Annotated in this window: 10 protein-coding genes; 4 read left to right on the top strand and 6 right to left on the bottom strand. The window is 71.1% G+C overall.

Features of this window, described 5'->3' with window-relative positions:
* Positions 1–24 precede the first annotated feature (24 nt).
* The 5 genes from R2J76_RS08755 to R2J76_RS08735 form a co-directional block, all read right to left on the bottom strand.
* Positions 25–402 carry a hypothetical protein gene (locus R2J76_RS08755; RefSeq protein ID WP_316415465.1) on the bottom strand — a complete coding sequence of 126 codons (378 nt, stop codon included), beginning with the start codon at positions 400–402 and terminating at the stop codon, positions 25–27.
* Positions 399–1,382: a 16S rRNA (cytosine(1402)-N(4))-methyltransferase RsmH gene (rsmH, locus tag R2J76_RS08750; protein WP_316415464.1), complete on the bottom strand. Its 984-nt coding sequence runs from the start codon at positions 1,380–1,382 to the stop codon at positions 399–401. Before rsmH ends, R2J76_RS08755 begins: the two co-directional genes overlap by 4 nt.
* A gap of 2 nt (positions 1,383–1,384) precedes the next feature.
* Positions 1,385–1,849 carry a division/cell wall cluster transcriptional repressor MraZ gene (locus R2J76_RS08745; protein WP_316415463.1) on the bottom strand — a complete coding sequence of 155 codons (465 nt, stop codon included), beginning with the start codon at positions 1,847–1,849 and terminating at the stop codon, positions 1,385–1,387.
* Between the two features lie 255 nt (positions 1,850–2,104).
* Positions 2,105–3,415 (bottom strand): APC family permease, encoded by a 1,311-nt coding sequence (locus R2J76_RS08740; protein ID WP_316415462.1) that lies wholly within the window; start codon positions 3,413–3,415, stop codon positions 2,105–2,107.
* Positions 3,402–4,322, bottom strand: coding sequence for a class I SAM-dependent methyltransferase (locus R2J76_RS08735; RefSeq protein WP_316415461.1), 921 nt, complete (start codon positions 4,320–4,322; stop codon positions 3,402–3,404). The genes R2J76_RS08740 and R2J76_RS08735 overlap by 14 nt, the downstream gene beginning before the upstream one ends.
* A gap of 252 nt (positions 4,323–4,574) precedes the next feature.
* On the opposite strand from R2J76_RS08735, the gene R2J76_RS08730 reads away from it, so the two are divergent.
* On the top strand, positions 4,575–6,650 hold the full coding sequence (locus tag R2J76_RS08730; RefSeq protein ID WP_316415460.1) for a S46 family peptidase: 2,076 nt from the start codon (positions 4,575–4,577) through the stop codon (positions 6,648–6,650).
* Positions 6,651–6,652: 2 nt separating this feature from the next.
* On the opposite strand, the gene R2J76_RS08725 is transcribed toward R2J76_RS08730, so the two are convergent.
* Entirely contained in the window at positions 6,653–9,379 is a 2,727-nt protein-coding gene (locus R2J76_RS08725; RefSeq protein WP_316415459.1) for a M16 family metallopeptidase, read from the bottom strand.
* Positions 9,380–9,527: 148 nt separating this feature from the next.
* On the opposite strand from R2J76_RS08725, the gene R2J76_RS08720 reads away from it, so the two are divergent.
* From R2J76_RS08720 to R2J76_RS08710, 3 genes are read left to right on the top strand one after another with little or no spacing between them, the layout of a single operon-like run.
* Positions 9,528–10,601: a sensor histidine kinase gene (locus tag R2J76_RS08720; protein ID WP_316415458.1), complete on the top strand. Its 1,074-nt coding sequence runs from the start codon at positions 9,528–9,530 to the stop codon at positions 10,599–10,601.
* The gene (locus tag R2J76_RS08715; RefSeq protein ID WP_316415457.1) at positions 10,598–11,659 is read left to right on the top strand and encodes a sensor histidine kinase; all 1,062 of its coding nucleotides are present in this window, start codon (positions 10,598–10,600) and stop codon (positions 11,657–11,659) included. Before R2J76_RS08720 ends, R2J76_RS08715 begins: the two co-directional genes overlap by 4 nt.
* Positions 11,656–12,405, top strand: coding sequence for a LytR/AlgR family response regulator transcription factor (locus tag R2J76_RS08710; RefSeq protein WP_316415456.1), 750 nt, complete (start codon positions 11,656–11,658; stop codon positions 12,403–12,405). The genes R2J76_RS08715 and R2J76_RS08710 overlap by 4 nt, the downstream gene beginning before the upstream one ends.
* The last annotated feature ends 493 nt before the right edge of the window (positions 12,406–12,898 follow it).

Here is a 12,898-nt window from a genome sequence, read left to right as displayed (position 1 = left end):
CCCTGGAGGGCCTCTACAATCCTACTAGAGTCCAACCTGCCCTGGGGGCAGCAGCTTGGCCAGGCGCTGATCCTCCTTGGTGAAGACCGTGGGGATCAGGTGGCTCTGCTTGTGGGGCACCAGGCCGGTCTTGACGGCGAAGGCCTGGACCTCCTCGTCCCTCTGGAAGCGCGAGCGCTCCAGGAGGAGCGTCCGGCGGGCCTCCTCCTCCTGGTGGATCTTCTCCCGGATATCGCTCATCTCGTAGCTGATGCGGGTGTGCTGGATCTTCAGGTAGGCCATGGAGGCCAGGGGCATGGCCAGCGCAAAGACCAGGAGGAGCATGCGGAGCACGCCCTCGCCTTCCACCTGGCGGGAGGAATGGGACAGGGTCTGGCGCTGATCGTACCGTTTTCCGTTCATCGCGGGTTCCTCGTGGATTCGGAATCGGAGAGCCGTTCGCCGATCCGCAGCCGGGCGGAACGGGAGGGGGGGTTGGCGGAGCATTCGGCCTCGGTGGGTTTGAGGCCCCCGGGGTGCACCAGCTTGATGAGCCGGGGCAAAGCGACGGGGGAGGTACGCCCCGGGCCGTCGTAGACGCCCGCGAGGCGCCGCAGGGTCTGCTTGGCGATGCGGTCCTCGAGGCTGTGGAAGGAGATGACGCCGATGCGGCCCCCCGGCTTGAGCAGGGCCACGGCCTTTTCCAGGGTCGCGGCGAGGCGCCCCAGTTCGCCGTTGACGGCGATGCGGATGGCCTGGAAGGTGCGGGTGGCGGGGTCGATCTGCTTCTTCTTGCGGGCCACGTCCCGGGGCAGGACCTTGTAGATGGCCTGGGCCAGGTCGAAGGTGGAGCGGAGGCGCCCGTCGTGCAGGGCCCGGAGGATGTTCCGGGCGATGGGCCGCGAGGCCCGCTCCTCCCCGAAGGCGTAGAGGGCGTCCGCCAGGGATTCGTCGCTCTGGGCGGCGAGCCACTGCAGGGCGGTCTCCCCGGATTCCGGGTCCATGCGCATGTCCAGGGGGCCTTCCTCCATGAAGCTGAAGCCCCGGCCGGGGTCCCGCAGCTGGAGGGTGGAGACGCCCAGGTCCAGGAGCACCACGTCGAGGCCCTCGGGGGCCTGGAGCTGCTGCCAGGCCTGGAAGGCCGGGTGGTCCCACACGTCCTCGTGGGTATCGGCGAGGATGGTGAGCCGGGCGTCGGAGCCCAGGCGGGCCTTGGCGCGCTCCCGGGCCGCCGGATCGCGGTCCACGCCCAGGTACCGGGTGCCGGCGTCGCTCCGGGCCAGGATGGCCTCGGCGTGGCCGCCCAGGCCCAGGGTGAGGTCCAGGACGCGCCCCCCTTCGGGGACGGGGAGGTTCTCCAGCACTTCGGCCAGGAGGACGGGAATGTGGACGACGGGTTCCATGGTCAGATCCCCAGGTCCGCGAGGGCCGCCAGGTCCTCGGTGGTGAGGGGATCGGCCACGAGCCGGCCCGCGAAGGCTTCCTTGTTCCAGATGGCCAGATGGTCCATCTGCCCGAGGATCGCCACCTCGCCCACGAGGCTCGCGGCCTCGCGCAGGGTGGGGGGAATGACGAAGCGCCCCTGGGCGTCGGGCTCCACTTCCGAACCGTAGTAGGCCGTCACTTCCAGGAAGCGGCGCTTGGCGGGATTGGTGCCGGGAACCGAGGCCAGCCGGGCCTCAATGGCCTCCCACACGGGCAGGGGATAGAGCCGGGCCCCCTTGCCGTCCAGGGAGGTGAGGTAGGCGCGGAGCCCGGGCTGGCCCTCGCCCTTGGCGAAGACATCCAGGTCGGCCTTGAAGGTGGTGGGCAGCTTGAGACGGCCCTTTTCATCCACGGTGGCCGGTGCATTTCCGCGAAGTCGCAGCACCGGGATCGCCTTTCAACAACATTCAAAGATTGCAGGGGGTAGGGGAGAAATGCCACAAATTGCCACTTCAGCCCAATTTGTTCCGTTTAATTCCACTCCCCAGTTTAGAAATGGTTTGTTATGTCACAAGCCGGAAGTAAAGCGAAAAATGACGCCCCGGCGGGGAGCCGGGGCGTCGGCATTGGCCTTACATTCCTTTATTTATGTTAAATCGCGTCCTTCCAGGCCACGGAAAATTGGCGATCGCCGGCCCTGTCACCCCTCCTGGGCGGGCCGGGGGCGCCCGAAGGCGTGGATGGGCAGGCCCAGCGCCAGGACCCCGAAGGCCGCGGCGGCGGTGCGGGGCCTGTAGGCCACGGCGCCGTGGATCAGGAAGAGGCAAACGGCGCAGAAGACGAGGGTGGGCAGCGGGTAGGCGGTGACCCGGTACGGGCGGGGCACCTGGGGGTCGCGGCGGCGGAGGACGAACACGGCCAGGCTCGTGGCCAGGTAGAAGAGGTAGACGGCGGCGGCGGTGTACACCAGGGCGTCCACCAGGGCACCCAGGGCCACCACCAGGCCGGCGGCCACCAGTCCCTGGATCAGCAGGGCCCTCCGGGGGGCGCCGGCGGCCCCGTCCCAGGCCGCCAGGGGGCGGAAGGCGGGGTGGTCCCGGCCCACGGCGTACGAGATCCGGGCGCCGGTGAAGATGATGCCCCCCAGGGCGCCCAGGGCCGACAGGCAGATGAGGGCGCTCAGGGCCTTGCCCGCCAGGGCCGGCAGCACCTGGCCGAAGGCCTCGGAGGCCACGGCCCGGGAGGCCGAAAGGCCCTGGAAGCCCAGCAGGTGCAGGAAGGCCAGCGTCACGGCCAGGTAGAGGCCGGTGACGGCCCCGGTGCCCAGCACCATGGCGCGGATGAGGTTCCGGCCGGGCTGGCGCACCTCCGCGGCCACGTAGGCCATTTCGTTCCACCCGCCGTAGGTGAAGAGCACCAGGATCAGGGCCACGCTCAGCGGCAGGGGGGCCTGGGGCCCGGCGACGGGAGGGCGGGCGTCCTTGAGGCAGGCCGCCAGGGCAATGGCCAGGAGTCCCAGGAATTTCACGGCCGTGAGCAGGTTCTGGGTCCAGCGGCTGGCCCGCACGCCAACCATGTGGATGGCCGTCAACCCGGCCACCGCGGCCAGGGCGTACACCCGCAGGGCCGGCCCTCCCCCGGGCCAGGGGTCCCAGATGGCCCGGGCGTAGGTGGCGAAGGCGAAGGCCAGGATGGCGATATCGCCGGGGCGCGCCACCGCCAGCTGGAGCCACCCGAACAGGAACCCCGCCCGGGAGCCGTAGGCCCGGGTGAGGTACACGTAGTCGCCCCCCTCCCGAGGATAAGCCGAGGCCAATTCCGCATAGCCCAAGGCGCCGCACAGGGAAAGGGCCCCGCCCAGGGCCCAGAGCCCCAGGAGGCGCCAGGGGCCCCCTGCCCCGCGGGCCACGTCGGGGGCCACCTGGTAGATGCCCGTGCCCACGATGATCCCCACGATCAGGCAGGTGACGTCCAGCAGGCCCAGCTCCCGCCGGGGGCTATTCGGCCCCATACACGGCGAACCACTGCTCGGGGAGGTAGTCGAAGGCCTGCACCCGCTTCAGGCCCGCGGCGGCCATTTCCCGGTCCATGGTGTCCCGGGAGAACTGCTGGTCCACGGAGGGGCCCCAGGGGCGCTCGGACATGGGCTTGGGGATGTAGTCGATGACCACGATGCGGCCGCCGGGGGCGAGGCCGGCCTTCAGCTTGACGGCGAAGGGCGTGCGCTCCTTCACGTAGTGCAGGACGTCCACCAGCAGGATGGTGTCGGCGCCCGCGGCGGGCAGCATGGGATCGTCGGCCCGGCTCCGCAGCAGCTTGATGTTCGTGAGCTGTTCGGCCTGGGCGCGCCTTTCCACGTAGTCGAGCATGTCCTGGAGGATGTCCACCGCCAGCACCGAGCCCGTGGGGCCCACGGCCCGGGCCACGGGGACGGTGAAGTAGCCCGACCCCGCCCCCACGTCCGCCACCCGCTCGCCGGGCCTGAAGGCCAGGGAGGCCAGGATCCGCTCCGGCTTCTGGAAGGCGGCCCGCTCCTTGCGTTCCAGCATGGACAGGTAGCCCTTTGCCCAGGCCTGCCGGGCCAGGGCCTTGAGCCGCGGCTCCCCCCGGAAGGCCTTGAAGGCCTCGCCCTCCCGGATGGCGTCCACATCCCAGAAGCCGGCGTCCACGGCCCGCTGCAGCCATTCGTAGGCCTTGGGCCGGTTGCCCAGCCGGGCGTAGGCGCTGGCGAGGAGGAAGAGGGATTCCACGTGGATGGGCTCCACCTGCTCGTTGAGCGCCTCGGCCAGGGCCAGGGCCCGCGCCGGATCGGCGGCCTTGCGCGCCTCCTCCAGCCGCGCCGGGAGCGGGTCCTGCACCGGGGCGGCGGGGCCCGGGACGGCCAGGCAGGAAAGCAGGGTCAGGACGTGGAGTCGCATGGGGCCTCGCGCAGGGGACGGGACGCGCCCGCCCCCGCAAGGATCCACCCGGCGCCGGAGGCCGGACGGCCCCCCACAGCGAACGGGCGATTTCCTCCGGCGAACGGGGCCTCCCGCCCAGGGAAACCCCCGGCGGCCCCTCCCTGGACGGATCCCCCCGTTCGCCGTCCTCGCATTTCCGCTGGCTGGATGCGGCGAGCCGCCCGGGGGGCCCGTCCCATCCTGGTGCGGACCCCCTCCCAAGGAGACGCCATGCACGGCCCCCGCCTGTCCCTCCACCTCCTGACCCTTTTCCTGGCCACCGCCCGTCTGGGCGCCGATGAGGGTATGTGGACCTTCGATAATCTGCCCCTGGGCCCCCTGAAGGCGCAGTACGGCTTCAGCCCTGACCCTGCCTGGCTGGACCACGTGCGCCAGGCCGCCGTGCGGGTTCCCCGGGGCAGCGCCTCCTTCGTGAGCCGGGACGGCCTGCTCCTCACCAACCACCATGTGGCCCACAGCGCCATCCAGCAGGTCTCCGGCCCGGGCCACGACTACGTGAGGGAGGGCTTCCTCGCCGCCAGCCGGGACCAGGAGATCAAGGTTCCCGGATTCACGGCCCAGTTCCTGGTGGCCATGGAGGACATCACCGCGCGGGTGGACCGGGCCGTTCCGCCGGGCCTGGCGCCCGGGGAAGCCGGGAAGGCGCGCGGGGAGGTCATCGACCGCCTGGTGGCCGAAGCGGGCCGGAAGACCGGGCTGCGCTGCGAACCGGTCCTGCTCTACCAGGGTGGCGAAGTCTGGATCTACCAGTACAAGCGCCTGGATGACGTGCGCCTGGTCATGGCCCCCGAGTACGCGGTGGCCGGCTTCGGCATGGATTGGGACAACTTCAGCTATCCGCGCCACGACCTGGACCTGACCTTCTTCCGGGTGTACGAGGACGGCCGGCCCTTCCATCCGCCCCATCACCTGCGGTGGGCCGACCAGGGCGCGGCCCTGGGGGATCTCGTCTTCATGGTCGGCCACCCGGGCTCCACCAACCGGCTGGATACGGTGGCCCAGATGGCCTTCGCCCGGGAGGAGGCGGTCCCCTACCGCCTGCGCCGGGAGGAGCGGCTGAAGAAGGCCTACCGCGCCCACGCGCGGCTCGGCGAGGCCCAGGCCCAGGAGGTGTCCAGCCAGCTCATGGGCGCCGAGAACTTCTCCAAGGTCTTCGCCGGGGAGCTTGCCGGGCTCGCCAACCGGGCCGCCATGGAACGGGTGGCCGGGGCCGAAGCGGAGCTGCGGGCCCGGGTGGACCAGGATCCCCGGCTCCGGGCCGAGGCGGGCGAAAGCTGGGCCCGGATCGAGGAGGCCCTGGGGCGCCGCCGGGCCTTTCACCGGGAGGCCCTCGCGGTGGGCACCTGCGGCAGTTCGCTGTTCGCCATGGCCCTCCAGCTGGTGCGCCTGCCCGTGGAACAGGCCAAGGCCCCCGGGGAGCGCCTGGCGGAATTCAAGGAGGAGCAGGCCCTTCGGACCATGCTGGCCGCGTTGAAGCAGGCGGCCCCCTTCCACGCGGAAAAGGAGATCCGGGAATTCACCGCCGGACTGCGGGAGGCCCTGGAAGAACTGGGGCCCGGCCACCCCTTCGTGCGGGCCATGTTGGGCGGCGCTTCGCCGGAGGCGGCCGCCAGGGCCGCCGTGGCCGGAACGCGCCTGCAGGATGCCGCCTTCCGCAGGGAACTGCTTGAAAAGGGCCCGGACGCCATCCAGGCCAGCCAGGATCCCTTCCTGGTCCTGGCCCGGGCCCTGGACCCCCTGGGCCGCAGCCTGAGGCAGTCCCAGCTGGAGGTGCAGCGGGTCCTCGCCGAGCACGGCGCCCGCATCGCCCGGGCCCGTTTCGCGGTGTACGGCCGCGCCAAGTACCCCGACGCCACCTTCACCCTGCGGCTGAGCTACGGCACCGTGTCCACCTGCCAGGGCCTGGGCACCCTCCTCCAGCCCTTCACCACCCTGGGCGGCCTCTACGACCGCGCCGACGCCTGGGGTCCCCGGGCCGAGAAAGGCTCCTGGGCCCTGCCCCAGCGCTGGCTGGACCGGCGTGCCCGCCTGGACCTCCGCACCCCCTACAATTTCCTCAGCACCCACGATTCCATCGGCGGCAATTCCGGAAGCCCCATGGTCAACCGCCAGGGCGAACTGGTGGGCCTGGCCTTCGACGGCAACATCGATTCCCTCCCCGGCCGGTACTTCTACGACGTCCAGGTCAACCGCTCGGTGAGCGTGGACGCCCGGGGAATCCTGGAGGTGCTCGCCAGGATCTACGAGGCCCACGCCCTGGTCGCCGAACTGAAGGGGAAGGTGTGAGCCTACGGCAGCACGGCGCCGTCGGCATCCACCAGCTTCACGTCGCCCAGTTCCCGCAGCCCCTTCTCCACCTTGGCCCGGTCGCCCACCACCACGTAGGTGCGGCCGCGGGCGGGGATGATCCTGCGGGCCGCGGCGTCCAGGTCCGCCACCGTCAGCGCGTTCACCCTCGGCACGAAGGTGGCGAAGTGGTCGTCCGGAAGGTTCCAGGTCTGAAGGGTCCCCATGCCCGCCGCCAGGGCCTCGGTGGTCTCGAAGGCCCCCGGCAGGCTCAGGGTCAGGTTCCGCTGGGCGAAGGCCAGCTCCTGGGCGGTGATGGGCCGTTCGCCGAGGATGCCCCGCATCTCCTTTTCAAGTTCCTGGACCGTCTCCTTGGTGCGGTCCGTCTGCACCGAAGCGCCGGCGTGGATCTGGCGGGGCCCCCGGGAGCCGTACACCCGGGCCCGGGCGCCGTAGGTCCAGTGCTTGTCCTCCCGCAGATTCATGTTCAGGCGGGCGGTGAACATGCCGCCCAGGATGGCGTTCAGGGCCTGCACGGCGGGTTCATCGCTTTCCCACCGGGGCGGGACGATGGCCACCATGTTCACCACCGACTGGATGGAGCCGGGCTTGTCCACCAGGTAGATCGTCGTGGTCCCACCCGGGGCCGCCGGCGGCACCGGGACCCGGGGCGCCGGCCCCGGGGCCCAGGTCCCGAAGGTGCGCTGGAGCCCGGGCAGCAGCTCCTCCAGGCCCACGTTCCCGGCCACCACCAGGGTGGCGTTCCCGGGCCGGAACCAGGCCCGGTGGAGCTCCCGGAGCTCCTCCACCTTCATGGCGGCCACGGTGCGCTCGAACCCGGTGCCCGTCAGGGGGTTGCCGTAGGGGTGCGCCCGGCCGAAAAGGAGGGGGCCGACGACCCGGCCCGCCAGGGCCTCGGGGAGTTCCTTCTCCTGGGCGATTTCCAGGATCCGCTCCTTCCGGAGCCGCTCGAAGGCCGGGGCCGGGAAGGAAGGATGCAGGACCACCTCGGCGAACAGCTCCAGGGAACGGTCCAGGTTGGGCTTCAGGGCCCCCATGGCCACCTGGAACTGGTTCAGGGAGGCCCGGGCCGTCAGGCCCATGCCCAGGGATTGGAACTGCTCCCGCAGTTCCTTGGCGCCCAGGTTCCGGGTGCCCTCGTCGAGCATGGCCATGGCCAGCGTGGCCGTTCCGGCCCCGGAGGGGACCTGGGCGTCCACGGCGGCCCCGCCTTCCACCAGGAGCCGGAACTGCACCACGGGAGCCGCGTCGCGCCGGGCCAGCACCACCCTGAGGCCATTGGCCAGGGTGGCCCGGTGCAGCCGGGGGAAGGTGAGGGCCGGGGCCGCCCCCGGCACCGGCACCCGGGACCGGTCCACGTCGCTCCCCGCGGCCCGGGCCGCCGGGAAGGGCTGCACCTCCAGAACGAACAAGCCGTCCGAGAGCCACTTCCGCCCGGCGGCCTTCAGGTCCTCCGGCCGCACATCCAGGAGGTCCTTGAGGCTCCGGGCCCCGAAGGCGGGATCCCCGTCCAGCACCAGGCCCCCCGCCAGCAGGTCGGATTTCCCCCCGAAGCCGCCGATGCGCTCCAGCCGGCGCAGGTAGTTGGCGTAATGCACGGTCTTGAGGCGCGCCAGTTCCTCCTCGGCGGGGCCCTGCTCGAAGAGCCGGGCCATTTCCTCCTGGATGATCCCCTCGATGCGCCCCAGATCCGCGCCCGGCCGGGCCAGCACCTCCACCTTGAACTGGCCGGCGATCTCCCGGGAGTAGTTGGAGGCTTCGACCTGGCTGGCGATCTGCTCCTGTTCCACCAGACGGCGGTACAGACGGGAGGTCTTTCCGCCCCCCAGCACGCTGGCCAGAAGGTCCAGCCGGACCGTTTCCGGGTGGGCGTCCTCCGGCGTGTGCCACACCAGGTTCAGGAGGGGCTGGGAGACGCGGTCCTGCAGGGTCTGGCGGCGGATGCCCACGGGCCGGGGGACCCAGGCCCGGGGCCGCTCCAGGGGGTCGCCGGGGGGGATGGCGCCGAAATGGGCCTCCATCTTCGCCTTGGCGGTCTTCAGGTCGATATCCCCCGCCAGGACCACCACGGCGTTGGTGGGGCCGTAGTAGCGCCGGAACCAGGCTTTCACGTCCTCCACGCTGGCCGCGGCCAGGTCCTCCATGGCGCCCAGGATGGGCCAGGAGTAGGGATGGCCGGGGGGGTACGTGCCCCGGGCGAGGGCTTCCTCCACCAGACCGTAGGGCTGGTTGTCGTTTTCCCGCTTTTCGTTCTGGACCACGCCCCGCTGCTCGTCCAGGCGCGCCTGGGTGATGGCCCCCACCAGGTGGCCCATGCGGTCCGATTCCATCCAGAGCACCGCATCCAGGGCGCTGGTGGGGACATTCTCGAAATAGTTGGTGCGGTCGTTGTTGGTGGTCCCGTTGAGGTCCGTGGCCCCCAGCCCCTCCAGGACCTTGAAGTAGTCGTCGTTGAAGTGCTCGCTTCCATTGAACATGAGGTGCTCGAACAGGTGGGCGAACCCGGTCCTGCCAGGCCGCTCGTTCTTGGAACCCACGTGGTACCAGATGTTGAAAGCCACGATGGGCGCCTTGTGATCCTCGTGGACCAGCACCTTCAACCCGTTGGAAAGGGTGAAGGCCTGGTACTCCACCGGGGGGACCGGGTAGCCGGTGGCCAGAAGGGGGGCCGAGGCCACGAGAAGGGGGGCGAGGGTTTTCATGAGCATCGTGTCTTCTCCAGGACGAAAAGCGTGCGCCGCCCGGCTCCCCTCCGGGGCCCCCATCCAGGGAGCGGTCCCGGGGGACCGGCGAACGGCGGCTCCCCTCCAGGGAAGGGCGGGGATATGATTGGGTCATCCACCCCCCGGACATCCCGTGACCTTTGACGAGATCCGCCTCTTCCACCGTGCCCAGTGCCGCAAGCCCCTGGTGTGGGCCATGGTGATCGCCCTGGGCATTTCGGATTACCTCGGCATCGGCTCGCTCCTGCTCCCGGGTCCCCACCCTTCCCTGGGACGGCTGGGGGCCTTTTTCCTGGTCATCCTCCTGATCAACGGCACCGTGGTGCTCCTCAGCCCCTGGCCCTGGCTCTGGACGGGCCGGCGGGGGATCTACCCCCATCCCGCCCGGGGCCTGGGCCAGAGCCTGGCCACGGCGGTGCTGGCCTACCTCCCGGTCTCCTGGATCCTGGTGGCGGGCAAGTCCCTGAACCGGGGGGCGGCGCACCTCACGGCCCCGGCCTACCTCCAGTACGTCTTCTTCTTCTACGTCTGCCTTTTCGCGCTGATCGGGTTCGGCATCGTGGCCCGGGAGCGGGTGCTGGAAGCGCGCTTCCAGGCCCAAAAGCAGGCCGACGAAGCCCAGCGGATCCTGCTGCGGGGCCACTTGAACCCCCATGTGTTCTTCAACGCCATGAACAACCTCACGGAGCTCATCGCCGAGGACCCCGCGGCCGCGGAGCGGGCGGCCCTGGACCTGAAGGATCTCTACCGGCGCCTCACGGCCCTGGGGCAGGCCGGGTGGATCCCCTTGCGGGAGGAGCGGCAGCTGCTGGAGCACTACCTGGCCATCGAGGCCCTGCGCCTGGGGGCGCGGCTCCAGGTCACCTGGGACTGGGCCCCCGCCCTGGACGGGATCATCGCCCCTCCCCTCCTGCTGCAGCCCCTGGTGGAAAACGCCATCAAGCACGGCCTGGCGCCCCATCCTTCGGGCGGGGAGCTGCGCATCGCCGGAAGCCTGGGGGGGGACCGGGTCCGGCTCCAGGTGGACAACACCGGGCGCCCCCTGGCGCCGCGCCAAAGCGGAGGGAGCGGACTGGACAACCTGGAAGCCCGCCTGGCCCTGGCCTTCGGGGGCCAGGCCCGCTTCCGCCTGGACGCGGACGGGGGGCGGACCCGGGCCGTGCTGGAATTCCCTTCACGCCGCCTCGCCGGCCGGGAGCGCCCATGACCCTGCCCGAGATCCTCGCGCTCAGCCGCGTCCAGGGCCGGAGGCCCTGGACCTGGGCCATCGTGCTGGCCCTGGGGCTGACGAATTTCCTTTCGGATACCCTGGTGCCCCACGCCGGTCCCCCCCGGCCCCTCTGGTACTACGGCCTCTACTTCCTCGCGGTGCTCACCTCCAACGGCTGCGGCATCTGGGTGGGCCCCTGGCCCTGGCAGTGGACGGGCCGGCCCGGCGACTACCCCCCCCTCCTCCGGGGCCTGGGCCAGGCCCTTCTGTTCGGCACCGCCTGCTTTATCCCGGTCCTGCTGCTCCGCATGGGCGTGCACGCCCTGGTGCGCCCGGGATCCCTGTCCTACGGCCTGTACCTCCTGCGCAGCTTCGCCGTCACCTTCATCACCATGTCCTGCCTGATGGGCTTCGGCGTCGTGGCCTTCCAGAAGGAGGACGCCGCCCGGGAGGAGGCCGAACAGAAAGCCCAGGCGGCCCGCTGGATGCTCCTCCGGGGCCAGATGAACCCCCGGTTCTTCCTGGAGGCCATGGACCGCCTGGTGGACCTGATCCGGCTGGATCCCGCGGCGGCCGAACGCGCTTCCATGCGCCTGAGCGGCCTGTTCCGGCGCATCATGGACCACGGGCGGAGCCACCTGGTTTCCCTGGCGTCGGAGCGCGCCCTGGTGGAGCGCTACCTCGAACTGGAAGGCCTGTGGCTGGGCACGGCCCCGCGCGTCGCCTGGGAATGGGACCCCGAGCTGGACGAGGTGCTGGTGCCCCCCTTCCTCATGCAGCCGCTGGTGGAGAACGCCATCAAGCACGCCCTGGCCCTGCCCCCGGCCGGGGGCGAGCTGCGCATCTCGGGCCAGCTCCAGGGAGGCCGCGTGGCCCTCCAGGTGGAGAACCCGGTGGCCGCCCCGGTTCCGCCCCAGGCGCCGAGCCGCGGCCTCGACGACCTGGAGGCCCGCCTCCGGCTGGCCTTCGGGGAGGAAGGCGCCTTCCGCCTCGTGCACACCCCGGCGCTCACCCGCGCCGAACTCACCTTCCCCGTCCTTCAGGAGGCGCTATGAAACCCAATGGCCACCTGCGCGTCGCCCAGGCCGAAGACGAACCCCTGGCCCGCAAGCGCCTGGGCCGGATGCTCCAGGAAGCCGGATGCGACGTGGTGGCGGAGCTGAACGATGGCCCCGCGCTCATGGCCTGGCTCCACACGGAACCCGATGTGGACGCCCTCTTCCTGGACATCTACATGCCCGGCGCCTCCAGCTTCGAGGTGATCGGCGAACTGGGCGGCCTGGTGAAGCTGCCGCCCCTGGTCTTCGTCACCGCCCACCCCGAGCACTCCCTGCGCGCCTTCGACGTGGCGGCGGTGGACTACCTGCTCAAGCCCGTGGACCCCGAGCGCCTGGCCCGGACCCTCCACCGCCTCCGGCAGGGCGGCCTCCCGCGGACCCTCCGGGGCGAGGCCCATGCGCCGGCCGCCCTCCCCAACCGGTTCCCCGCCCGGGCCGGGGAGGGCCACGTATTCCTGGACCTCAAGCGCGTGAGCCACTTCGAAGTGGTGACGGAGGTAGCCTGGGCCTGGGCCCAGGGCAAGCGCTACCGCACCTCCTGGCGGAGCCTGGCGGAGGTGGAGAACGCCTTTCCGGGGGCGCGCTTCATCCGCATCCAGCGGCACATCCTCCTGCGCCCCGAGGCGGTGCTGGCGCTACGCGCCGTCTTCGGAGGCCGCGCCGAAGTACGCGTGGGCGAAGGCCTCGATCTCGAAGTCAGCCGCACCGCCACGCCCAAGCTGAAGGAACTCCTCGGCATGTGATCCGAAGGGCGCCGCCTCCAGCGCGGCCAGCTCCCGCTGGAGCCGCCGGTACCGCTCCTGCTTTCCGCGCAGCCCCGGGGCGGGCACCCGGTTCTCCTCCACCAGCCTGCGCAGGTTCCATTCCCTGACGTCCATCGCCCTCCCCCCACCCGAGGATGGATCGCCCGCGCCGCAGGGTCCCGCCGCGTCCAGCCGGCGGTTGGATCGCGCCGCCCAGCGGAAGCGCGGCACCGGAAACGCGCGGGTTCCTTCCAGGGAAGGCCGCCGGCGGCCGGGACCGGGATTCCGTTCCCTGGCGGAAACCCCGCCTTCCCTGGGGCCCAGCGGCGCCTCCGTGCGGGGATCCCGCCGGTGGGCGGATCGAGGAACCGCGAAGGGGCGCGGAGAGGGATGCTTTTGCCATTCACTCCAAACCCTTCCATTCATTGCGGCATGGCCGCGGAGGTCAGACCAGTGTCAACACGTTCCTCACGTTCACGGCTTGCCCTGGTGG

The sequence above is a fragment of the Mesoterricola silvestris genome (genome assembly GCF_030295405.1).
Taxonomy (GTDB): domain Bacteria; phylum Acidobacteriota; class Holophagae; order Holophagales; family Holophagaceae; genus Mesoterricola; species Mesoterricola silvestris.
The sequence above is the reverse complement of the archived record's forward strand: the minus strand, read 5'-3'. Positions and strand labels throughout refer to the sequence as shown.

Bases quoted from the DNA above. Each gene is read 5' to 3' on its own strand.
- R2J76_RS08735 (WP_316415461.1), bottom strand. From the start codon at position 4,322: ATGCGACTCCACGTCCTGACCCTGCTTTCCTGCCTGGCCGTCCCGGGC.
- R2J76_RS08715 (WP_316415457.1), top strand. From the start codon at position 10,598: ATGACCCTGCCCGAGATCCTCGCGCTCAGCCGCGTCCAGGGCCGGAGG.
- R2J76_RS08725 (WP_316415459.1), bottom strand. From the start codon at position 9,379: ATGCTCATGAAAACCCTCGCCCCCCTTCTCGTGGCCTCGGCCCCCCTT.
- R2J76_RS08710 (WP_316415456.1), top strand. From the start codon at position 11,656: ATGAAACCCAATGGCCACCTGCGCGTCGCCCAGGCCGAAGACGAACCC.
- rsmH (WP_316415464.1), bottom strand. From the start codon at position 1,382: ATGGAACCCGTCGTCCACATTCCCGTCCTCCTGGCCGAAGTGCTGGAG.
- R2J76_RS08755 (WP_316415465.1), bottom strand. From the start codon at position 402: ATGAACGGAAAACGGTACGATCAGCGCCAGACCCTGTCCCATTCCTCC.
- R2J76_RS08730 (WP_316415460.1), top strand. From the start codon at position 4,575: ATGCACGGCCCCCGCCTGTCCCTCCACCTCCTGACCCTTTTCCTGGCC.
- R2J76_RS08740 (WP_316415462.1), bottom strand. From the start codon at position 3,415: ATGGGGCCGAATAGCCCCCGGCGGGAGCTGGGCCTGCTGGACGTCACC.